This window comes from Chloroflexota bacterium (assembly GCA_015478725.1).
Classification (GTDB): domain Bacteria; phylum Chloroflexota; class Limnocylindria; order Limnocylindrales; family CSP1-4; genus C-114.
Map to the genome: position 1 here is coordinate 397126 of JADMIG010000001.1, position 22822 is coordinate 419947.

Genomic DNA, 22822 nt, shown 5'->3' on the forward strand with positions numbered 1-22822 from the left:
CATCGTCCCCGCGACCGACCTCGGCGGAGTGAAGGTCCTCAAGCACGGTGACCTGTTCCTCCTGTCGGACGGTCTCGGCGACGTCCATGTCGACAGCCGCGGTCTCGGCCTCTACGAGGGGGACACGCGGATCCTGTCGTGCCTCCTCCTGCGGTTGAACGGGGAGCGCCCCGTCCTCCTTCGCGGAGATACCGGGGCGAACCACCGCGGCGTGATCCAGATGACGAATCCGGACACCCTGCCCGACCAGCGCAGGAAGGTGGACCCCCGGCTCTCCCTGGCTCGCGAATCGCTCGGCATCACCCGCGAGCGCGTCCTCGATCGTGGCTTCCGCGAACGGATCACCCTGACGAACTTCAGCCCCCACCGGGAGCACCTCCGGATCGACCTCCGCATCGCCTTCGACGCGGCGGACATCTTCGAAGTCCGTGGGAGGCGCAGGCCCAGCCGCGGCGAGTTCGAGCCGATCGTGATCGGAGATGGAGGACGGCTCAGGTTCGGCTACGTCGGCCTCGATGCGCGCCTGCGGTCGGTGTTCGTGCATCCGCACGGGCCCGCGCGGGCGACGAGCGTCGACGAGGGCGAGGGATCGGTCATGCTGACGTGGGATCGCGTCCTCGCCCCCGGAGCGCGCGCCGAGCTCGGCTGGTCGATCTGGAGCAGGCTCTCGCCGCCGCGAGTCGTCCGCACAGGTCGGCGCGCTCGCGCGGCGACCGCGATCCCCATCGCTCCGAAGGTGGATCCCGCGCCCGGCGCCGAGGCATACCGCGTCTGGCTCGACGGCGGGACGACCGTGAAGTCGGACAATGAGCTCTTCGACCTCACGATCCGCCGCTCGTTCGCCGATCTCCGCTTCCTGCTCAACGAGGGACCGGGCCCGGGCGAACGCTATGTCGCGGCCGGCGTGCCCTGGTACGCGACCCTGTTCGGACGCGACGCGATCCTCACCGGCTACGAGGCGCTCGCCTTCCGACCATCGATCGCGATCGAGGCGCTCGAGGTGCTCGCCGCCCGCCAGGCCACCTCAGTCGACGATTCGCGCGACGCGCAACCGGGCAAGATCCTCCACGAGCTGCGAACCGGGGAGATGGCTCGCGCCGGCGAGCTGCCCCACACGCCGTACTACGGCAGTGTCGACTCCACCCCGCTGTGGCTCATCCTCCTCTGCGCGGCGTACGACTGGACCGGCGATCGCGCCCTCATCGACCGCCTCTGGCCCAATGCGATCGCCGCGCTCGACTGGATCGATCGCTACGGGACCGACGAGCACGGCTTCCTCGTCTACGAGCGACGGGCCCCGGAGGGCCTCATCAACCAGGGCTGGAAGGACTCGGGCGACTCGGTCCGCGACCGGGCCGGGGGACTCGTGGACGCGCCGATCGCTCTCGCCGAGGTCCAGGGCTATGTCTACGACGCGAAACGGCGGATCGCCGGCCTCGCCCGCGTGCGCGGCGACGACGCACTCGCCGCACGGCTCGAACAGGAGGCCGAGACGCTGCGGCGGCGGTTTGAGGCCGCCTTCTGGGTCGCCGATCGCGGCTACTACGCGATGGCCATCGGTCGCGACGGTCGGCTCGCGGACGCCATCACCTCGAATCCCGCACAGGCGCTGTGGACGGGGATCGTCGATCCCGATCGGGCGGCTGCGGTGGTCGCGATGGCGACCAGTCCAGGCCTCGACTCGGGATGGGGGATCCGGACGTACGCGGCCGGACAGCCCGGCTACAACCCGATCGGATACCACACCGGCTCCGTCTGGCCGCACGACACGGCGCTCATCGTCGACGGGCTCAGGCGCTACGGCTTCCGCGACGTCGCCGACGTCCTCGCCGGCAAGGTCCTCGAGGCCGCCCAGTCATTCCCGGACTTCCGGCTGCCGGAGCTCTTCTGCGGCTTCTCGCGCGCGGAGGTCGGCGTGCCCGTCCCGTATCCGGTCGCCTGCTCCCCGCAGGCCTGGTCGGCGGGGGCTCCGCTGCTGTTCCTCACCGCGCTGCTGGGATTGCGGCCGAACGCGCACCGTCGTGAGCTCGAGCTCGTCAACCCGCAGCTGCCATCGTGGCTGACGAGTGTCACGATCAGCGATCTTCGAGTCGGGTCCGCCTCCGTGGACCTCCTGTTCCACCGCTGGCGCGGCACGACGAGCGCGGAGGTCCTCCGCAAGCGGGGCGATCTCTCGGTTACGATCCGGATCTGAGGTCGGCCCGTCCTTCGCGGTCGGCGACGACAGTCCGATAGATCCGCTCGTAGGCGTCCGTCATCCGCGTCGCGGAGAACCGTTCGAGGACCGATCGGCGGATCTCGCGCCGATCGAGCCCGGCGACGTCAGCAAGGCGGCGGGCCAGGGTGGCCGTGCGCGAGGCGAGATAGCCGTCGCGCCCCTCCCGCACGATCTCCGGCAGGGCGCCGACCGGTCGGGCGACGACGGGCGTCCCGCAGGCGAGCGACTCAATGGCCACGAGGCCGAACGGTTCGGGCCAGGAACCGGGCATAAGCGTCGCATAGCTCGTCGCAAGGAGCCGATCCCGCTCCGCGCCGGACAGCTCGCCGAGATACTCGACGTCCGCGGTTCGCAGCGCAGGCAGGAAGACCGCCTCGTGATAGGCGAGCTCCGTGGGCGTCCAGCCGGCCTTGGCTGCCACCCGGAGTCGCCGACCGCTGAGGCGCGCGATCGAGATCGCATCGAGGATGCCCTTCTCGGGCGCGATCCGGCCGACGAAGCAGAGATCCTCGCCGGGCGCTTCGCTGAATGGCGACGCTGTCAGATCGAGCCCGTTGTGGATGACCGCGGTCCACGCGGCGGACGGTCGTGTCGACGCCTGGGCGGCGCTGATCGCCACGAGCTGCGCAGCCGGGTCGGCCAGGGTCCGGGCGGCCCAGGGCTGGTCGAGACGGCCATGGAAGGTGACGACCACCGGCGATCGAGTCGCGCGTGCGAGGAGCAGGCCAGCCCCCTCGAGGTGGGCGTGGATGACATCGAACGAACCCTCGTGATGGAGGACCTCGAGCATGGTGCTCACCACGTACGGCCAGGGGTCGGCCGCGACGCCGCTCCCCCGGAGCGCGCGGGCGACCGTCGGGATGAGGCGTGCTCGTGCCGTCGAATCGCCACTCGCGAACAGGGTCAGGTCGTGGCCGCGACGCGTGAGCTCGGCCGTCAGGGCGGCCACGATCCGTTCGGTGCCACCGTAGCCTGGAGGAGGCACGGCTTCGACCGGCGGCGCGACCTGGGCGATCCGCATCGGCGCCCCCGGGCGCGGGGACGTCCGAGCGATGGTTCCGCGACGATTCATCGTCGACGAAGCCTATCCGCTGGCCGTCCACGGTGCCGCCGATGGGCGCGCCTGCGGTCCCGCCTGCCGAGCCGCGGTCCCGCCGGTATCCTGTCCGGGCATGTCGCGCCCCCATGTCCCTCAACCGATCGTCGACCTCGCCCACGCGCGACGGACGGCGAGGCTCGCCCACGACTGGTCCCGCGCGGACGCGCTCCACGCGGCGATCGCGGCTGCCGGCTGGACGGTCATCGACGCCGGCGTCGACTTCGATCTCCGACCGCTCCGCCCAGCCGACGTCGTCCGCGACGGGACCACGATCCATGGTTCGTCCGAGTCGGTCCCGTCGCGCCTCGCCGACCCACCGAGCGAGCCGTACACGGTCGTCGTCCCGGTCGTCGCGCCGCCCTCGGCGGAGGAGGGCGCGGAGCGTCGATCGGCGGCCTCCGGGACCGCGATTTGGCTCCCCGACGTCGACCCGAGCCGGATCGTCGCGGTCGTCATGGAGCAGTCGCCCTCGGCTTCCTCGGGCTCGATCGAGACGATCCGGCTCGCCGGTCGGCCCACCCCGGGGGCACTGCGGAACGCGGGCTGTCGGCGGGCGCGCGGGACCGTCGTCGTCGTCGTCGCGATGACCGTCAGCCGGGACGCGATCGATCGCCTCATCGCCGGTCTCGGCGACCCCGAGGTCGCCATCGTCGGCACGCTCGGGCTTCGATCCGCTGACCTGCGGCGCTTCGATCCGATCGAGGGCATCGCCGAGGTCGATCCCGTCGCCGTGAGCGGTGCGGCGATCGCGTTCCGGCGCGACGAGTTCGAGCGCCACGGGCCGTTCGACGAGCTGTACCGCACGGAACGCTGGCTGGACATCTGGTGGAGCGTCGTCCTCCGCGACGCCGGTCGCGGGGGAGCTTCGCGGCGGGCGGTCGCGGTCCCGGACGGACGAGGCGACCGGCAGGCCGCGCTCGATCCGCGCGGCGCGAAGCGCGACGGATACCGCTTCCTCGACCGGTTCCGGGACCGCCCGGATCTCCTCCCGGAACATCACCGCGCGGGGGTCGACCGACCCTGACGAAGGAGACGCCGCCTATACTCCCGCCCATGGCGGCTCCGGCGTTCGTGGTCCCTGGACAACGCCGTCGCGGAAGGGCGCCGGTCATCGGTCTCGTCCTCGCCGTCGCCGGCATCTCCATCGCTCTCGCCTGGCCGTATGGCGGGGTGGCTCGAGGCGCTGCGCCGGACAGCGTCACGATCCTCGGCGGCGCCGCGACGACACTCGATCCTGCGGCCCAGGGCGACGTTGCCAGCGCTGCCGTCACCGCCCAGATCTACGAGAGTCTCACCGCCTTCGATCCCGGCCTCATCCTGCGGCCGGCGCTCGCGGCGTCATGGGACGTCGCGCCGGGCGGCCGTCGCGTGGTCTTCCACCTCCGACCGAACCTGACCTTCTCCGACGGGACGCCCCTGACGGCCGCCGATGTCGTCCGGAGCTGGCTGCGGGTCATCGATCCCCGGGCTCCCTCGCCGCTCGCGTCGCTCCTCGCCGATGTCGTCGGCGCGTCGGCGTTCCTGCGCGGGAGCTCGACGGACCCGTCCACCGTCGGCCTCAGGGCCAACGGCTCGGACGTCGAGGTGGACCTCGTCCAGCCGGCCGCCGATGTCGCCGCGATCATCGCCAGCCCAACCTTCGGCGTCGTCCCATCGAGCGGCCCCCTCGACGGCAGTGTCGGCAGCGGCGGATACGTCGTGACCGCGACCTCGGCGACGGAGCTCACGCTCACCGCGAATCCGCGGTACTGGGCCGGCCGGCCGGTCATCGGCACGGTGCATCTGCTCACCACCCTCGGCGGCCGCAGCCCGGTCGACGCGTTCACCGCCGGGACGGTCGACTACACACCGATCGACGACACGGATGCCGCCTGGATCGCCTACGACCAGGCGCTCGGACCGTCCCTGCGGTCCGTCCCATCGCTCTCGGTCGAATACCTCGGGTTCGACGTCCGCCAGCATCCGTTCGACGACGTTCGCGTCCGACAGGCATTCGCGCTCGCGGTGGACTGGGCCCGCCTCGTCACGCTTGCATCGACCGGGACCAGCGTTCCCGCCACGAGCATGGTGCCGCCGGGGATCCCCGGGCGTCCGCCGGGCGACTTCAGCGAGCACGCCGACCCGACCGCCGCGCGGCAGCTCCTCGCGGCGGTCGGCTACCCGGGCGGGGCCGGCTTCCCGAGCATCACCTACCTGTCCGGCGGGACACCGATCGACGCGGGCATCGTCCGCCAGCTGCACGATGTCCTCGGCGTGACGATCGGCTACGAGACGATGGACTTCAACTCGTACTTCGCCCGGCTCGCCTCGGCCCCGCCAGCGATCTGGTCGCTCGGATGGTCGGCCGACTACCCGGGATCGAACGACTTCCTCGGCCTGTTGCTCGGGACCGGGCAGGCGAACAACTACGGCCATTGGAGCTCGGCGACCTTCGACGCGGCGATCGCGGCGGTGGCGACCGCGACGGACGCGGCGGCGGCCAAGGACGCCTATGCGCGTGCCCAGACGATCGTCCACGATGCGGCGCCGGTCATCCCGATCTCGTATGGCTCGGGCTGGGCGCTGTCGCGGTCGGGCCTTCTGGGTGCCGCAGACGGCGGGGTCGGGTTCATCCGGTTCGCCGGCCTGGCGTGGGGGCCATGAGACGGCCGCCGCGCCCCGGCCGCGTGACGCCGGCTCTCCGCATCGTCGGCGCGATCGTGCTGGCGATCTCGAGTGGACTCCTGCCCGCCGGGGCCGCGAACGTCGCCGCGGCCGGGGCGACGTTCGGCACGCCGACGGCGGCCTCGACGTTCGGCACGAGTGTCGTCTTCACCCAGCCGGTCGCCCTCGCGACGGCTCCCGATCGAGCCGAGATCCTCATCGATGCGCCCGGCTCGATCGGTCCGAACGTCACCGAGGTGCCGCTGCCGCCGAGCGGCGCCCGGACGCTCCGCTTCTCCCTCCCGCTCGCTGGCGGACACCTGTTCCCGAACACGACGCTGACCGCCCGCTGGCGCCTCACCTACGGGACCCGCGTGGAGATCGGGCCCGCCGTCGCCGTGGTCTACGCCGACACGCGGTTCGCGTGGCGGACCCTGACCGGCTCGCTCATCCGGATCCACTGGTACGACGGCGACGGCGCGTTCGGCGCCCGTGCCCTCGCGATCGCGGAAAGCGGGGTCCGCACCGCCGAGCAGCTCCTCGGCGTCACCGAGACCGCGCCGATCGACTTCTTCGTCTATGCGGCGCAGGCTCCCTTCTACGACGCGCTCGGTCCGGGGACCCGCGAGAACGTGGGCGGAGAGGCGGTGACCGGGATCCGAACGCTGTTCGCGCTCATCACGCCGGCCGAGGTGAATGCGTCCTGGGTGAGCACCGTCCTGCCGCATGAGCTCACCCATCTGGTCTTCGACACGGCGGTGAACAACCCATATCACTTCCCACCCCGCTGGCTCAACGAGGGGCTCGCGGTCTACCTGTCGCAGGGCTACGACGCCACCGATCGAGCCCTCGTCGCCAGCGCCGCGTCCGGCAGGACGCTCATCCCGCTCGCCGGGCTCGTGGGTCAGTTCCCGACGACCCTGGATCAGTTCTCGCTCGCGTATGCGGAGAGTGTCTCCGCCGTTGATTACCTCGTCCGGACCCACGGTCGAGCGACGCTCGTCGCCCTCATCCGCTCGTACGCGACGGGCGTCACGGATGACGAGGCGTTCACGGCCGCCATCGGGATGGCCGCCACCGTGTTCGATCGTCAGTGGCTCGCGTCGCTCGGGGCGACCGTGCCGGTCAGGGTGGGACCACAGCCGGCGCCGGCGGGGCCCATCGCTCCCGGCTGGTCAGGGTCCGGTACTGCCGCTGCACCGGCGCCTGGATCCGTGGGTGCGGAGCCGTCGGCCGGCGCACCGGCGCTGACGATCGCGACCGGCCCTCCGGTCGCGATCGATATGAGGCTCCTTATCGCCCTCGCGGCCATGGTGGCCGGGGCCGCGCTCCTCCTGGGCCTCTGGGTGCGCGAGCGAAGGCCGCGCCGATGAGCCGCCTGCGCGTGACCTCGATCGCCCGCACCTTCGGCTTCGCCACCTGGCAGATCACGCTCGGCGCGGCGCTCCTCGTCCTCGGCTTCGTCATCGCGGCCCAGCTCCAGTCGCAGACACCGCGGACGTCGTACACGAGCCAGGAGCGGGCGCCGCTCGTCCAGACCGCGCTCGAGCTGCAGTCCCAGCAGGATGCCCTCAAGCAGCAGCTCCTCGACCTTCGAACGCGCATCAGCGGCATCGAGGCGCAGAGCGCGGGAAGCGCCGCCACGGTGACGCAGCTCAACGACGCGCTGCAGCGGGCGCGGATCGGCGCCGGCCTCATCGCCATCCACGGACCGGGCCTCGTCATCCAGCTTGCGGACTCCGACGCGCCGATCCCACCGGGGGCGAACAGCTCCGACTATCGGGTCAGCGGCAGCGATGTCCGGACCATCGTCCGGGAGCTGTGGCTCGCCGGCGCCGAGGCCGTCGCGGTCAACGGGGAGCGGGTGACCGTCTCCACGGCGATCCTCGACATCGGCGGCTCGGTGCTCGTCAACTCCGCCTATCTCGCCCCGCCCTACCAGGTGGCGGCGATCGGGCCGCCCGACCTGTACCGGACGATGTCCGCCGCGCCATCGTTCGTCGCGTTCATCCGGGCTCGGGCAGAGACGTTCGGGATCAGGGTCTCGTTCGCCGAACCGTCCGACGTGACGATCCCGGCGTTCGCCGGCACGGTCAACCTCCGCTACGCCCAGCCCGCATCCCCGTCTCTGCCGCCGAGTCCGTCACCGTCGTCGGTCGTCCCGTGAGCCGCTCGCTCTACGCAGGCCGGAACCAGCTGACGCTCGCCGCGGTCGCGGCGCTCCTCGGGTTGCTCGTCGTCGTCCAGCTCCGCGCGCAGGGCGGTGGGTCCGGTCTCGACGCCCTCACCGCTCCCGAGCTCACCGTCCTCGTCGCGAACCTCAACACGCGCAACGACCAGCTCCGGACCGAGCTTGGCTCGACGCAGGCGGAGCTCGATGCGCTCGTCTCGGCGCAGCAGCGGGGGGTCACGTCCGTGGGACAGCTGCAGGCCGATCTCGCCCGCGTCCAGGCCTGGTCAGGACTCCTCCCGGTGAGTGGGCCCGGGGTCCAGATCTCCGTCTCGGGACCGATCCCGGGATCGGCCGTGGACGACCTCATCGACGAGCTCCGGAACGCCGGCGCCGAGGCGATCGAGGTGGGCGCGGTCCGGGTCGTCCCAGCGAGCGTCGTCGCCGGCGACCCGGGATCGATCTCGCTCGAGAACACCATCCTGTCGAACCCCTTCACCATCTCGGCGATCGGCGACAGTGAGACGCTCACGGGCTCTCTCACCCGGGCCGGCGGCATCGTCGCCCAGCTCACGGCGACGTTCTCGGACGTCGCCCTGCTCGTGTCCCCCGTGGCGAGGATCGTCCTGCCGGCGACGACCCGCGACCTCGTCCCGAGTCACGGCAGTCCACGGCTCTGATAGGCTCGCGGGCGATGAGCAGCCAACCCGTGCTGACGCTGTACCTCGACGATGTCGTCCGTCTCCGCCGTCATCATCCCTGCGGGGGGTTCGACTGGACGATCGACCGCCTCGGGGCGGACATCGGACTTCGCTGCTCGACGTGCGGGCGACGCGTCCTCGTCGCCCGGTCCGCCCTCGAGCGGCGGATCGTCGACTTCGTCCGGCGGGGTGACGGCGCGCCCGGCACTCCCGGCCCGGCCGCGTGACCGACGCTGAGACCCCGTCGAGCGATCGCATCCCGCCGGCGAGCGGCGCGCTCGCCGTCCTGCGGAACCGCTCGTTCCTCCTCCTCTGGCTCAGCCAGGCCGCCACGCAGATCGGCGGCAACATGGTGCTCTACGGGCTCACCGTCATCGTTCTCGAGTCGACCCAGTCGAACGCGGCGGTCAGCGGGCTCATCCTCACGTTCCTCGTCCCGGCGGTGCTCCTGTCCGCCGTCGCCGGCGTGTATGTCGACCGGTTCGATGCGCGACTCGTCCTGTGGGTCACGAACCTCCTCCGCGGCCTCGCCATCTTCGCCATGGTCTTCGCCAGCGGTCAGCTCGGACTCATCTACCTCCTCAATATCTTCGTCTCCACGGTGACGACGTTCTTCTCTCCGGCCGAGGCGACGATGATCCCGCGGATCGTCCCGCGTGGTCAGCTCGTCGCCGCGAACGGGATCTTCACGATCACGCTCAACGCCGCGTTCGCTCTCGGGTTCGCCCTGTTCGGGTCGCTCGCCGTGTCGCTCGCCGGGCCGACCGGCCTGCTCGTCACCGTCGCGGCGCTGTACCTCGTGGCGAGCGCCTTCTGCTTCACCCTGCCGCGGTCTCCGGTGCGGCCCGGCGGGATGCGCCCTGGCCAGGTGGTGACGGACGCCGAGCGGGCGGTATCGTCGACGTTTGGCCAGCTTCGGGAGGGCCTCGCCTATATCCGGGCGAACCCCTCGATCGCCTGGAGCATCGTCTATCTCGGTGCGACCGCGTCGCTGGTCGGCGTCCTCGGTGTCCTCGGTCCGGGCTTCGCGACACGGACCCTCGGACTCGCGGCCAAGGATTTCGTCGTCATCGTGCTGCCACTCGGGTTCGGGGTCGTCGTCGGCATCCTCGTCCTCAACAACCTCCGCGCGCGTGTCGCTCGGCGGCGGCTCATCGAGACGGGCCTCGTCGTGCTCGGTGGGCTCATCGCAACGCTCGCCGTCGTGGGCCACCTGACGCGGTCCGTCGACGCCGCAGCGGCTGCGACCTCGCTCGGCCCGTCGAGCGTCGTGAGCGTCCTGTCCGTGGTCATCGCGGTGGCCTTCCTCGCCGGCATCGCGTATGCCGCCGTCGCGATCTCCGCCCAGACGCAGCTGCAGGAGGAGCTGCCGGAGGATATCCGCGGACGCGTCTACGGCGTCCTGTTCAGCCTCATCTCCGTGGCGAGCTTCATCCCGGTCATCGTGGTCGGACCGATCGCCGACCTGGTGGGGACGACGACGGTGCTGCTCGGCGTCGCGGCGAGCGTCGGGGCGGTGGGGCTCGTCTCGATCGTAACCCGGCGGGCGCCCCGCGAGGCGGCCCACCTCGGTCCGCCGGCGCCGGCCGAGCCACTCGTCCTCACGCCGCACTCGCCGGTGCCCCACGGCGAACCGGCCCGACGAGATGGCGGCGCGCGCGGCCGGCCCGATGCCCGGCGCGGTGGCTGAGCGCGGGGCGGTGGCCCCGGTGACGACGCCGCTGCGGTGGCGACTCGCCTGCGTCGCCATCCTCGTCGGCGGGCTCGGCGCCGGGCGCGGGCTCGCACGTCGGACGGGACCGCGGGCGGCCACCCTCGGGGCGATCGCAGCCACGACGGCGGTGGTGGCGCTGGTCGCGGCTGGATCGCGGAAGCGGGCGGGATCGCCACACGCGACGGACCCGCGGCCGATCGCCCTGCCGCCGCTCACCGTCGTCGTGGCGGCGCGCGACGAGGCCGCCGTCATCGGCGGACTCCTCGGCGACCTCGCCGCGCAGGACCACCGCGATCGCGACGGACGGCCACGATTCGAGGTGATCGTCATCGACGATCGATCCACCGATGGAACCCCACGGGTCGCCCACGCGGCGGCGGCCCGCCATGGCCTGTCCGCAAGCGTCGCGGTGGTCGAGCGTGTCGGCAGCGGTCTCGTCGACGGGAAGGGAGCCGCCCTCGCGAGCGTCCCGCTCTCGGCGTGTCGCGGCGAGGCGATCGTGGTCCTCGACGCGGATGCGCGGATCCACGAACGGTATCTCTCGATCGTCGCGGGGCTCATCGCGGCCGGCGAACCGGTGTTGACAACCCGGCGCCGGATGCTCGTCCCGAACGGCAGTCGGCTCGCCCAGGTGCAGGCGGACGAGCAGACCGTCGACGGCACGATCCAGGCCGCGCGATCCGCCATCGGCGGCTGCCCGGAGCTGCGGGGCGACGGCATGGTGATCCGAACGGATCTCCTCGCGCGGGTCGGCGGCTGGTCGGCAAGCGCGTTGACCGAGGATCTCGAGCTGTCCACGCGGCTTGCCGTGGCGGCTGGAATCCGCGTCGGCTGGACGGCCGCGGCCGAGGTGTGGGAGGAACCGGTGCTCGCCTGGCGCGATCTCTGGCGCCAGCGGGTCCGCTGGGCCGAGGGCTCCATCCGGCGGACGCTCGAGCACGGCCCGGGGGTGGTCCATGCGTCTCACCTGCCGCTCCGGCTGAAGCTCGATCTCGTCGCCGGCGCCGCGCAGCTCGCCGGGCCGCCCGTCGTCCTCGGGGCGATCGTCGGCGGGCTCCGTTGGCACCGTCCGTGGGCGGCGGGGGCCATGCTCGGAGCGTGTCTCGGCTCTGCCGCCCTGCTCACGTGGGACGCCCTCCGCCTCGATGGCTCGGGCCCGGCGCCCGGTCCAGCATCCATCGCGAGCCCCACTCGCCCGGTCGGCGCGGATCGGCTCCTGCGGGCAGGCGCGACGGCGCTGTTCGGCGCCCTGTGGCTCGCCGCCGTTCCGGCTGCGCTCGTCCGGCTCGCCGTCCGGCGAGGCCCTGTCCGCTACGACAAGACGCGACACGGTCTCATCGAGGTGGCCCTGGTCACGGGCGTTCGCGATGGACGCGCCGCGTGAGCGAGCTCGTTCTGTGAGCCATGTCGCCGTGCTTTTCACCGGCGGGACGATCGCGATGGCGGTCGATCCGGTCGCCGGCGGCAACGTGCCGAGTCTTGACGGCACGGCGATCCTCGCCCGGACCCCCGGGCTCGAGGCGATCGCCGAGGTCGAGGCCGTCGACCTCGGGTCGACGCCGGCGAGCCATCTCACCCTGCCGCGCCTGCTCGAGATCGGACGGGCGATCCGCGCGGCGGCGGACGATCCTGCGGTGGACGGCGTCGTGGTCGTGCAGGGGACGGACACGATCGAGGAGACGTCGCTCTGCTGGGACCTCCTCCACCGCGCTCCGACACCGGTCATCGTGACGGGCGCCATGCGCTCGTCGAGCCAAGCCGGCTATGACGGACCCGCGAACCTCATCGACGCCGTCCGCTGTGCCACCGCACCGGCATTGCGCGGCGAGGGTGTCGTGGTGACCCTGGCCGGGTCGATCCACGCCGCCGACGATGTCGTGAAGACGCACACCTGGTCGCTCACGGCCTTCCAGAGCCCGAACCTGGGGCCGCTCGGCTGGGTCGAGGCGGGCGCGGTCATCGTCCGCCGGCGGCGTGCGGGGCGTCGCTCCGTGGATGCGGCGGTCGCCGTCGAACCGGTCCACCTCATCACCGCGACCGTCGGGATGGACGGCTCCCTCCTCGACGCTGCCGTCGTCGCGGGAGCGCGGGGCATCGTCGTCGCGGCGACCGGGGCCGGGAACACGAGCCCGGAGCTGCTCGCCGCGGGTCGGCGGGCCATCGACGCCGGGATCCCGGTCGTTCTCGTGTCGAGGGTGCCGGCCGGCCGGGCCGGGACCGGGTACGCCTTCCCGGGAGGTGGTGCGACGTGGCTCCGGGCGGGTGCGTTCCTCGCCGGCTCGCTCAGCGGTCCCAAGGCGCGCATCGTCCTTGCCCTCGGCCTGGGTGCCGCCCTCGATCGGAGCGGGCTCGCCGATCTCCTCGCGGATCCGGTGGCCGTGGGGTGATCGCCGATCTCGTCGTCCGTGGCTCGATCGCCACGCTGCCACGCAGCGGCGGTCCCGAGACCGGTCTCGGCCTCGTGAACGGCATCGCGATCGCCGCCGGCCGGGTGATCGCCGCGGGTCCGTGGGCGACCATCGCCGATCTCGCGGGTCCGGGGACGCGACACCTTCGCCTCGCGCCCGACGAGGTCGCGATCCCCGGGCTCACGGATGCCCATCTCCACCTCGCGGATGCCGCACTGGCGACCGTCCGCCTCGACCTTGCCGCCGCGACGACCGTGGGCGACGGCCTCGAGCGTGTCGGCGCCGCCCACCGCGCGCTCGACGATCCAGCGGCGTGGCTGCGGGGCGGTGGGTGGGATATCCGGGCCTGGGGGCGGTGGCCGACGGCGGACGAGCTCGGCCGTGTCGCACCGGGCCGTCCCGTGCTCCTCTGGTCGCACGACCTGCACGCGGTGTGGGTGAGCCCCGCCGCGCTCGCCATCGCCGGCCTGGACGCGACGACGCCCGATCCGCCTGGGGGTAGGCTTCGACGGCTCGCTGACGGATCGCCCGAGGGTGTCCTCCACGAGGACGCGACGGGCCTCGTCACGCGGCTCGCGCCACGAGAGACGGGCGACCGACTTGCCGCGCTCATCGCGCGGATGGCGCATCGCCTGCTCGCCCTCGGTCTCGTCGCGATCCACGACCCGAGCGAGCTCGAGATGGACCGCACCCTCAGCGAGGGGTTCGCCGCGATCGAGCGGCTCGCGACGCTGGGCACCCTCCCGATCCGCGTCCACGCCGGCCTCCGCTCGGGCGCGCTCGACGTCGCGATCGCGCGAGGGCTCCGGAGCGGCGCGCCCCTCGGGTCGGCGAGCGGGCGGGCGCGGGTCGGCTGGCTCAAGCTCTTCGCGGACGGGACGCTCGGCTCGCGGACCGCCGCGCTCCTCGCACCGTACGCGGCGGAGCCGGATCGGGGTGCCCCGCCGGGTGGCCCGGCGGGACTGCTCGTGACCGATCCTGCCGAACTCCGCGATCTCACCGCACGGGCGGCGGCGGCCGGGATCGCGACCCAGATCCATGCGATCGGGGATCGAGCGGTGCGGGCGGCGCTCGACGCTCTCGAGCCGATCTCCGACCGGCTGCCCCTCCGGCCGCGGATCGAGCACGTCCAGCTCGTCGACCCGGCGGACCTGCCGCGATTCGCCCGGTCCGGCATCGTGGCCTCCGTCCAGCCGGGTGATCTCCGTGACGACGCCGCCGGCGCTCGGCGCTCGTGGGGGACTCGTCCGTCCTTGGCCTATCCGTGGGGGCGCCTCGTCGCGTCCGGGGCGACCATCGCCTTCGGCACGGACGCTCCGACGGCGGACGCGTCGCCATGGCCCGGTCTCGCGGCAGCCGTGACCCGTCGCGACCCGTCATGGGATGCTGCGGTGCCGACGTTCGGGCCAGACGAACGCCTCACGATCGTCGATGCCCTCCGGGCGGCGTGTTCCGGCGCGGCGCTTGCGGCCGGAGAGGCGGATCGGGGGACGCTCGGCCCGGGTGCCCGGGCGGACCTCATGGTCATCCCGCGGCAGGCACTCGAGGACGCGGAGGCGCTCCGCGAGGTCCGACCTCGGCTCGTCCTCCTCGATGGGGTGGTCGCCCACGAACGATGACCGCGGCGGGGTCGAGGCGCTCAGCGAGCCGACGCCCGACGGGTCGCCCGGCGCCGCTCCTCAGCCGGCCGTCGCGAGGGCTCGCGCCGCGTCGTTGAAGAGGCCGTTGAAGATCCTCGAGGTCGACGGGAAGGCGTGGATCGTGTCGGCGAGGATCTCGAGCGGCACGCGGGCGCGGATCGCGAGGACCGCTTCGTGGATGGCCGCCGATGCATCGGGGCATGCGATCGCGGCACCGACGAGCTCGCGGGTGGCGCGGTCCACGACGATCGTCACGTGGCCCGTCTCCGCCTCGATCGAGTAGCCCTTCGCGGTGGACGGGTAGTCGACGGTGAACTCGAGCGCCTCGAGCCCGCGCCCAAGCGCCTCGTCGAGCGTGAGGCCGACCGAGGCGGCCTCCGGATCCGTGTACGTCGCGCGCGGCAGGGCGCGGTAGTCGGGTGCGACCGGTTCGCCGAGGGCCATCCGGATCGCCAGCTCGCCCTGGTAGTGCCCCTGATGCGTGTGGAGCTCCGGACCCGCCGCATCACCGACCAACCACAACCCGTCGGCGATGCGGAGGCGGCCGTCGGATGGCACGCTGGTCCGCCGGCTCACGTCGAACCCGTACGCCTCGAGTCCAAGCCCAGCCAGGGGGATCGTCCGGCCGACGGCAAGGAGGACGGCGGCTCCCTCGGCGGTCGTCCCATCGTCGAGGTCGATGACGTGGGCGCCAGCGCTGCCTGCCCCGGCGTGCGCCGCGACGGCGCGGACCCCCGTCCGGATCGTGACCCCGTCGCGTTCCAGCCCGAAGCGGACCGCCACCGCGTTGCGCGGATCGTCGTGCGGAAGGATCCGTGCCCCGGACTGGACGATCGTGGTCGGCACGCCGAACCGGGCATAGACCTGAGCGAGCTCGCAACCGGTGGGACCGCCGCCGAGGACGAGCAGACTTCCCGGAAGCTCCCGGGCGAGCGTCGCCTCCCGGTTCGTCCAGGTCGGGACCTCGTCGATGCCCGGGATCTGCGGGATCGCCGTGGTCGAGCCGACGGCGACGACGATGTGGCGCGCCGTGAACTCGCGGGTCGTGGTCCCGCTCGCGACCTCGACGCGTCCCGGTGCGACGATCCGTCCCGATCCGTGGATCGTGGCCGCGCCGGCTGCCTCGAGGGCGCGAATGTGGCCGGAGTCGTCCGGCTCGCTCGCCTCCGGAGCACGATTCACCATGTAGTCGCGTCGCGCCGACGCTCGCGGCCAGTCGTAGGCGGCACCCTCCGCGAGGTGGCAGGCGGCCGAGTTGAGCAGCGCCTTCGAGGGGACGCAACCGATGTGGGGACACGACCCGCCAAACCATTCGCGATCGAGGATGAGGACGGATGCATCCCGCCGCCGCGCCTCGTGGGCGGCGGCCTCGCCGGCCGGGCCGGCGCCGATGATGACGAAGTCGTATGACTCCATGAGCGACCCCATGAACGCCGTTCGCGCGCTGCCGCCTATGGTGCCGCAACCGGCAGGTCGCGGTGTGGCCGTCCGGCGATGGTTGCGCTCCGCTGGCGGAGCGCCTCGTAGAACAGGACGGCAGCGGCCGCCGAGACGTTGAGGCTGTCCGCCGCGCCGCGCATCGGCAGGCGTAGGGCGACGACATCGGCTCCGTGCCAGGTCGGAGTGAGCCCGGCCGACTCGGAACCGAGGATCACGGCCACCGCTCCGCGGAGGTCCGTGTCCCATGGATCGGCCGTGCCGTCCACTCGGGCGGCGACGATCCGCAACCCGCGATCCCGCAGCCAGGCGAGGGTCTCGAGAGCCGTCGCGGCGACGACGGGCCGGGCGAAGATCGTCCCGATACTGGCCCGGATGGTGTTCGGATTGACGAGGTCGGTGGCGGGGTCCGCCGCGATGACCGCGTCGATGCCGGCGCCATCCGCCGAGCGGAGGATCGCCCCCAGGTTGCCGGGCTTCTCGACGCCCTCGACGACCGCGACGAGTGGCCGGGGCGGCAGCTCGATGTCGGCGAGCCGCTGGACGCGCGGCCGGACGACCGCGACGATGCCGTCGCTCCGGTCGCCGAACGCGAGCTTGTCGAGGACGGCGCGACTGACGGGCGTGAGCCGCGGGCCTCGCGCCGCGGAGAGGCGCGTCCGGACGTCGCGGGCGTCGTCGCTCTCGACGCGTGGGTCGCACACGTACGCCTCGACGATCTCGATGCCGGCGTCGAGGGCACGGCCGATCTCGCGTGCTCCGTCCACGATCGTGAGGCCGGTCGCGTCGCGATGCCGTCGGTCGCGGAGGCGGACCGCTTCCCTGATGCGGGGATTGGCGAGGCTTGTGATCGGATGGCCGTCGTCGATCACGGCCGCTCCCGTGTCCAGAACACGGACCAGCCGAGCCAGAGGCTCACTCCGGACGCGCTCGTCAGCTCCATCTCACGGACATCGGGATGACCCGGACCGACCGTCGATGCCAGCCACGTGTGGAGCTCGGAAGCGCCGATCCCCGGCGTGTGGGTGGTCACGACGAGGAACGCAGCGGGTCCGTCGGCGAGCAGTCTGGCGCAGATCGAGAGCAGGTCCGGCAGATCGCGCTCGAGGCGCCATTCCGTGCCGCCCGGACCGTGTCCGTAGGTGGGTGGATCGAGCACGATCCCGTCGTAGCGACGGCCGCGGCGCGCCTCCCGCCGGGCGAACGAGATGGCGTCATCGGCGATCCAGCGGATGGGCCGATCGCCGAGCCCGCTCAGCTCGGCGTTCCGCCGTGCCCAGGCGACCGCCGGCCGGGACCCATCCACATGCGTCGTGACGGCGCCCGCGTGCGCTGCGGCGAGCGTGCTCCCTCCGGTGTGCCCGAAGAGGTTGAGGATCCGTGAGGGTTCAGTCGGCTCGCTCTCGCGTGGACCGCGATCAAGGCGACCGGCGATCCAGCGCCGGTTCGGTGCCTGCTCGGGGAAGACGCCCACCTGGCCGGACGGGGCGAGCCGGAGCTCGAACGTCAGGGCGTCCTCGCTGAGCGTCCACGGCTCGATCGGCTCGATCGGCTCGCCGTTCCGCGTGATCCAGCGGGCATGGATGACATCGCCACCAGCCTCCCGCTCGAATCGGGCGTCGGCGGCGGCCCAGGCGGCGGCTTCGCGCCGGGGTCCGATGGCGGTCGGAGCCGGTCGGTCGAGCACGACCCCCCCGAACCGCTCGAGCCGGCGCTCGTCGCCGGCATCGAGGAGAGCGTAGTCCGGCGTCGTCTGCACCCGGTCATCATCGCCGGATGGCGATGATGACGCAGGCTGGCCGGTCGCAAAGGGCGCGCCGGGCGCGAGGGCCTACGGGACGACGAGGTGGACCGGGTTGCCGAGGATGTCGACCCGCCAGGTCGTGCGGTCATGCGCCGCGCCGCCCGAGTAGTTGTACTGGATCTTCCACCAGCCGTTTCCCGGCGCGGTGTACGCGCTCGGGATGACCGCCCGAAGGACGACCCAGTGCCCGTTGTAGTAGCGGGTGCCGCTCGAGGTGGTCACGAGGGTCGTCGTCGGGCCGCTCTGTGGGGGCGTTGCGGTGCCGTTCACGCCGGCGTCAAAGTAGGTGAAGCTGACTGGCGCGTACGTATTCGCTCCGGTGGGGATCAGGACGCCGAGGGACGCGTTCCCATTCGCATCGCCCGGGTCGAAGAGGCGGATCTCGACGGTCTTGCCAGCATAGTTCGCGGCGATCTGGGCGAGGTACAGGTTCGTGATGCCCGAGTTCATGTTCGCGTAGATGGACATCGATCCGAGACCGTAGAGCTCCGGCTGCGGCCCGCTCGACGCGACGGCGCGGATCGAGAACTGGTTCGAGAGGTTGCCGACGAGGGTGGTCTGGACGTTGATCCTGTAGAGGCCGGGTTTTGGCGCCGCGATCGTGTAGAACGAGATCCACTTGCCGACGTAGTCGCCGGTCACGGGGTCGATGCTCACATACGTGCTGCTGCACGATGCCGGGTACGTGGTGGACTGCAGCGCGACGTCATCGGCGTAGGTGAGCGGCGTCGGGGAGACGTCGTAGAGGGTGAACGTCGTGTCCACCTGGCTGCCCCCGCCTCCCGGGTAGAGGTTGGAAACGTCGCCCGTGTCGTTGAACTGCGAGCTTCGTCCGCAGAACTCCGGGTCGTACAGGGAGACCGTGATCGGTCCGCTGCCCGCCGCGACCTTGATGCCATAGTTGTAGGCGCCGGGAACGCCCGGTGACGGGGCGATGTACTCGGGATTGGCGACGCCGCTCGGGGTCATCACCTTGGTGGCGTAGGGGTCGCCGTTCTCCTTGGCGGTGTTCGTGCCCTGGATGGCCGCCCAGAAATTGAGCTTGTTCCCGTTGAGGTCCGTGGCGTTCGGGTCGCCGAAGTAGTTCAGCGGACTGCCCATCGGAACGGGGAGCACGTACTCCGCGCTCGAGTTGCGCGACACGGTGATCGTGCTGATGCCGAACACCCGCATGAAGAACGTGTCGATCGGGGCGCTGAGCGTGACATCCAGGCGGCGTGGGTTCGTGACATTGGGGCTGTCCGTCAGGACGACGCCGCCCGTGCCGCTGACGTAACCGTTTTTCTTTGCCTCGGCCTTCGCCAATGTGTCCGCAGTGATCGGGTCGCCTGGCAGGTAGACAACCCCCGCGAGGGCGGCCGCGTCGGCGGCGCGCTGGACCCGCAGGGTGTTCGCCCAATACCACGAGATGTCGACGACGATCGCCATGAGCCCGATGAAGAAGATGAGGCCGCCGGCGAACATGACGATGACCTGGCCGCGCGAGCGTTCACCATTGGTGCGGTGGGTCCGCCGCGAGCGGGTCGCGACGACGGAGGCGGCGTTCACGGGACCACCAGGTGGACCGGGTTGCCGCGAATGTTGACCATCCATGTCGTTGTGTCGTTGCCTCCCTGGACGTTGTATTCGATCTTCCACCAGCCGGGCTGCGTCTCTCCGGGCGGCGTCAAGCCCCCGGCACCGTAGGTCGAGTCGAGGGGGATGAGGATCCGGACCCAGGTGTTGTTGAAGCTGCTCGAGCCGCTCTTCGCGGTCTGGAGCGTCGTCCGGTTCGTTCCGGAGCACGCGTCGCTCCGTCCGGCGATGCAGTTCGAGCCGGTCGTGTTGAGGTTGAACGTGGTGTAGTTGAACTCCGCGTAGTTGTACGCGTTGCCGTCCGGGCTCAGGATGCGGAGGTACGCGTTGCCGCCGACGTCGCCCGGATCGAACAGGTCGATCTCCAGCGTCTTGCCCGCCGCGGTCTTGTCGATCTGGGCGAGGTAGAAGCTCTGGATGCCGCTCGGCAGGATGTTGTAGGCGGCCATCTTGCCGAGGCCATAGACGCGCGGGGAAGCGCCGCCGGTGCCCGTGGGCCCGGTGACCTCGATCCCGAAGTCGTTCTCCGCCTGGGCCTTCCAGTTCGTCGCGACCTTGACCGTCGCCGAGAGGACGTTGAGGCGGTAGACCCCGGCGGGCAGGTTCGTCGCGATCGGCCACCAGCGATCGTGCCAGTAGCCGCCGACCGCGGGGTTCGTGATCTTGCCGTCCGAGCAGTCGATCGCGGCGACGCCGTCGATGCTCTTGGTCCCGAGCGCCACCTTGAAGCCCGGCGAGCCGTACTTGCCGCTGTAGTCGAACTGGTACTCGTTCGCAAAGAGGCTCCCGGATGAGGCGACGAGCGTGTCGTCGCCGGTCGTGAAGAGGGTGTTGTTCGTGTTGTAGAGCGAGTAGAAGCTGCCCATCGAGTAGTTCTGGCCGGGCTGGCCCCACTGGCGGCCTGCGTCGGTGTTGTAGTGGTCGCCCGATCCATAGCTGCCACCGACCGGGCAGAACGTCGGGTCGAAGACGTAGACGGAGCCGCCGTTCGCCGGGACCTCGACCGCGTAGTCGTAGCCCTTGCCGGTGTAGTCCGGGTTCGTCCCGCCGGCGGGATTGGTCCCGGGGTTCAACGTGTCGTTGTACGGCATGAACGCGTCGCCCTCATTGTGGACGTCGCCGGAGGACTGGAAGGCCCCCCAGAAGCCCTTCGAGGCGAGCGTCCCGACACCCGTCGCGTTCGGCACGGCTGTCGTGGAGTCGCAGTTCCTGTCCGCCGGGGTCGTCAGGCAGTAGATGCCGTAGTAGTTCTCGGGACTGCCCATCGGGACGGGCTGGACATAGACCGCCTTGGCCATGCGGCTGGCGGTGATCGTGTCGATCCCGAAGACGCGCATGAAGAACGTCCCGACCGGCGCCGAGACCGTGACATCGAGCTGGCGGGGATCGAGGGTGTCCTGGGCCGGGGTGACGGCGATGCCGCCGCCGGTGGTGTAGCCGTTCTTCGTCGCCTCGGCGATGGCGTACGACTTCGCCGAGCTCACGTCTCCCGGCAGGTAGACCGCCCCGGCGAGGGCCGCCGCGTCGGCGGCCCGCTGGACCCGCAGCGTGTTCGCCCAGTACCACGAGATGTCGACGACGATCGCCATGAGCCCGATGAAGAAGATGAGGCCGCCGGCGAACATGACGATGACCTGGCCGCGCGAACGCGGACGATGCCTGCGGCCGGATCCGTGACGCTCGGCTGATCCGAGGATGAACATCGGGCGACCTCTAGTTGGTCGGGTTGAGGGCCATGACGGTGAGATCGCTCATCGGCAGCGTGGCGGGACCGCCACCCCCGCCGAAGAACCCGAAGATCGCGGACATCGGCGTGACGAGCGTGTAGGTGTACTTGATGCTCACGCCGATCGAGTCGACCGGCGGAGTCGAGTTGTTCCGGGCGCACGCCGTCCAGTTCTGCGCGCCGCTCTGGCTGAAGACGAGCGCCTGGCCGTCCACGACTGGTCCGGTACCCGGTCCGGTGTACGTCCACGTGTTCGTCTTGGCCGCGCTCACCGGTGCGCCGCTCGCCGTCGCCGAATAGATCTGGATCTGGCTTACCGAGGAGATGTTGCCGGCGATCGGCGAGCCGGGGCTCGTGAGCACCCGCTCGACGGCGGCGATGATGTTCGGATCCGGGTCGAACGTCCCGCTCGGGCAGTTCGACGATCCGCCGTTCGCCAGTGCGGCGCCGGTCCGGGCGCCCTCGCGGGTCGAGTACTCGAGGGTGAGGTTGTGCTGGAAGATGAGGCCGAACTCGAGCATCCCGAAAAGGATGAGGAGGAACATCGGGACGAGGACGGCGTACTCGACGAGCGCCTGACCCCGCTCGCGGCGCCGGCACCCGTGGGGCCCGTTCACAGGACCGGCTCCATGCGCATCGCGTTGGACGGCGTGAACGTCCAGGTGAACGGCAGCCCGGTGAGATTCTGGAGCGGCGTGTGCCATGGATAGTCGTACGTGATCCGGACGCCGATCGTATCGAGGCCCGGGTGATTCCGGCCCACGCTGTCAGTCCCGCACCCGGCGAGGATGTTGCAGCGATCCTTCTCGAGGTAACCGGCCGGGACCGGGGGATCCGTGTACGGGACGGTCATGTTCACGCCGTTCACCGTGCAGCTCTTCGTACCGCCTCGCGTGTAGGTGTTGATCGCCCCGGCGATCGGCTGGCCCGTCGTCTGGTTCGCCCAGTAGATCTCCACCGTCTTGATCTGCGCGGCATCGGCCGGCGCGGTCACGTCCTGCTCGACCTTCTGGAGGATCACGCAGTCGCCGCCGGACGTGTCGCCCGCCTCGGCCGCAATGAGCGCCGCGTCGCGCGAGGCGAACGTCGAGGCGAGGAGCGCGTTGAAGAGGAAGCCGAACTCGATGACCGCGGTCATGACGACGAGGAACAGCGGCACGACAAGGGCGAACTCGACGAGCGACTGGCCGCGCGAGTGGCGCCGCGACAGACGGACGGGATGTGACCGGACGGGCCGGCGACCCAGTCGCGTGCGGTTCGCTGCGTTCTGTGGGCTCATCGATGTGCAGTGCCTCAAGGCTGGGCCCCTCGACGAGAGGCCGACCGGACGTGGATTGTCCCGGCCGGACCTTGCGGCGCACATTGCAGAATCGACACATTCGCGGGCGCCGATCGTACGGGGACGACCCGCCATCCGTACCAGCCGGGCGTCCCGCCGGACATCCCGCCGGGCGGCGATCCGCGGCCGGCGGTTCGGCATGCGCTATCATCCAGCGGCGGCGCGACGGAACCGCGTCGCACCCCATGGGCGGCTAGCTCAGCTGGTTAGAGCACTTGCTTGACATGCAAGAGGTCACTGGTTCGAGTCCAGTGTCGCCCACCACGCGGTCGCACGCGCGAGCGGGAGGACCCGATGACCTCTCGTCCTCCTGACGGACGAGAGGTTTCGCGATTCCGGAGGTCGATG

The 22822-nt window shown here is 71.4% G+C and carries 19 protein-coding genes and 1 tRNA gene; 12 read left to right on the top strand and 8 right to left on the bottom strand.

Features of this window, described 5'->3' with window-relative positions; translation table 11 throughout:
• Positions 1 to 28 precede the first annotated feature (28 nt).
• Complete coding sequence (locus IVW53_01790; GenBank protein ID MBF6604302.1) at positions 29 to 2194, top strand: amylo-alpha-1,6-glucosidase; 2166 nt, start codon at positions 29 to 31, stop codon at positions 2192 to 2194.
• Here the strand turns inward: IVW53_01790 and IVW53_01795 are convergent.
• Entirely contained in the window at positions 2178 to 3290 is a 1113-nt protein-coding gene (locus IVW53_01795) for a glycosyltransferase family 4 protein (protein MBF6604303.1), read from the bottom strand. The two genes, IVW53_01790 and IVW53_01795, sit on opposite strands and share 17 nt — an antisense overlap.
• 100 nt (positions 3291 to 3390) lie before the next feature.
• On the opposite strand from IVW53_01795, the gene IVW53_01800 reads away from it, so the two are divergent.
• The 10 genes from IVW53_01800 to IVW53_01845 are packed head-to-tail and all read left to right on the top strand — an operon-like array spanning position 3391 to position 14572.
• Positions 3391 to 4341 (top strand): hypothetical protein, encoded by a 951-nt coding sequence (locus IVW53_01800; GenBank protein ID MBF6604304.1) that lies wholly within the window; start codon positions 3391 to 3393, stop codon positions 4339 to 4341.
• Positions 4342 to 4370: 29 nt separating this feature from the next.
• Positions 4371 to 5960 carry a hypothetical protein gene (locus IVW53_01805; GenBank protein ID MBF6604305.1) on the top strand — a complete coding sequence of 530 codons (1590 nt, stop codon included), beginning with the start codon at positions 4371 to 4373 and terminating at the stop codon, positions 5958 to 5960.
• The gene (locus IVW53_01810) at positions 5957 to 7333 is read left to right on the top strand and encodes a hypothetical protein (protein MBF6604306.1); all 1377 of its coding nucleotides are present in this window, start codon (positions 5957 to 5959) and stop codon (positions 7331 to 7333) included. The genes IVW53_01805 and IVW53_01810 overlap by 4 nt, the downstream gene beginning before the upstream one ends.
• Positions 7330 to 8127: a DUF881 domain-containing protein gene (locus IVW53_01815; protein MBF6604307.1), complete on the top strand. Its 798-nt coding sequence runs from the start codon at positions 7330 to 7332 to the stop codon at positions 8125 to 8127. Before IVW53_01810 ends, IVW53_01815 begins: the two co-directional genes overlap by 4 nt.
• The gene (locus IVW53_01820) at positions 8124 to 8810 is read left to right on the top strand and encodes a DUF881 domain-containing protein (protein ID MBF6604308.1); all 687 of its coding nucleotides are present in this window, start codon (positions 8124 to 8126) and stop codon (positions 8808 to 8810) included. Before IVW53_01815 ends, IVW53_01820 begins: the two co-directional genes overlap by 4 nt.
• 14 nt (positions 8811 to 8824) lie before the next feature.
• Positions 8825 to 9058 (top strand): DUF951 domain-containing protein, encoded by a 234-nt coding sequence (locus tag IVW53_01825; GenBank protein MBF6604309.1) that lies wholly within the window; start codon positions 8825 to 8827, stop codon positions 9056 to 9058.
• Complete coding sequence (locus IVW53_01830; GenBank protein ID MBF6604310.1) at positions 9055 to 10521, top strand: MFS transporter; 1467 nt, start codon at positions 9055 to 9057, stop codon at positions 10519 to 10521. Before IVW53_01825 ends, IVW53_01830 begins: the two co-directional genes overlap by 4 nt.
• Positions 10514 to 11929 (top strand): glycosyltransferase family 2 protein, encoded by a 1416-nt coding sequence (locus IVW53_01835; GenBank protein MBF6604311.1) that lies wholly within the window; start codon positions 10514 to 10516, stop codon positions 11927 to 11929. The genes IVW53_01830 and IVW53_01835 overlap by 8 nt, the downstream gene beginning before the upstream one ends.
• A 13-nt stretch (positions 11930 to 11942) precedes the next feature.
• Positions 11943 to 12932 carry an asparaginase gene (locus IVW53_01840; protein MBF6604312.1) on the top strand — a complete coding sequence of 330 codons (990 nt, stop codon included), beginning with the start codon at positions 11943 to 11945 and terminating at the stop codon, positions 12930 to 12932.
• Positions 12929 to 14572, top strand: a complete 1644-nt coding sequence (locus IVW53_01845) for an amidohydrolase (protein ID MBF6604313.1) — start codon at positions 12929 to 12931, stop codon at positions 14570 to 14572. The genes IVW53_01840 and IVW53_01845 overlap by 4 nt, the downstream gene beginning before the upstream one ends.
• A gap of 60 nt (positions 14573 to 14632) precedes the next feature.
• Here IVW53_01845 and IVW53_01850 read toward each other — a convergent pair whose 3' ends face one another.
• From IVW53_01850 to IVW53_01880, 7 genes are all read right to left on the bottom strand, one after another.
• Positions 14633 to 16009 carry an NAD(P)/FAD-dependent oxidoreductase gene (locus tag IVW53_01850; GenBank protein ID MBF6604314.1) on the bottom strand — a complete coding sequence of 459 codons (1377 nt, stop codon included), beginning with the start codon at positions 16007 to 16009 and terminating at the stop codon, positions 14633 to 14635.
• Positions 16010 to 16044: 35 nt separating this feature from the next.
• Positions 16045 to 16902: an RNA methyltransferase gene (locus IVW53_01855; GenBank protein ID MBF6604315.1), complete on the bottom strand. Its 858-nt coding sequence runs from the start codon at positions 16900 to 16902 to the stop codon at positions 16045 to 16047.
• The gene (locus IVW53_01860; GenBank protein MBF6604316.1) at positions 16899 to 17789 is read right to left on the bottom strand and encodes a class I SAM-dependent methyltransferase; all 891 of its coding nucleotides are present in this window, start codon (positions 17787 to 17789) and stop codon (positions 16899 to 16901) included. Before IVW53_01860 ends, IVW53_01855 begins: the two co-directional genes overlap by 4 nt.
• 72 nt (positions 17790 to 17861) lie before the next feature.
• A complete protein-coding gene (locus IVW53_01865) occupies positions 17862 to 19382 on the bottom strand; it encodes a hypothetical protein (GenBank protein MBF6604317.1) in 1521 nt (506 codons plus the stop codon).
• Positions 19379 to 21112: a hypothetical protein gene (locus IVW53_01870; protein ID MBF6604318.1), complete on the bottom strand. Its 1734-nt coding sequence runs from the start codon at positions 21110 to 21112 to the stop codon at positions 19379 to 19381. Before IVW53_01870 ends, IVW53_01865 begins: the two co-directional genes overlap by 4 nt.
• Before the next feature lie 10 nt (positions 21113 to 21122).
• The gene (locus IVW53_01875; protein MBF6604319.1) at positions 21123 to 21752 is read right to left on the bottom strand and encodes a pilus assembly protein; all 630 of its coding nucleotides are present in this window, start codon (positions 21750 to 21752) and stop codon (positions 21123 to 21125) included.
• Entirely contained in the window at positions 21749 to 22414 is a 666-nt protein-coding gene (locus tag IVW53_01880) for a pilus assembly protein (GenBank protein ID MBF6604320.1), read from the bottom strand. The genes IVW53_01875 and IVW53_01880 overlap by 4 nt, the downstream gene beginning before the upstream one ends.
• Positions 22415 to 22661: 247 nt before the next feature.
• Here IVW53_01880 and IVW53_01885 point away from each other — a divergent pair.
• Positions 22662 to 22738, top strand: a tRNA-Val gene (locus IVW53_01885).
• Positions 22739 to 22822: the final 84 nt, after the last annotated feature.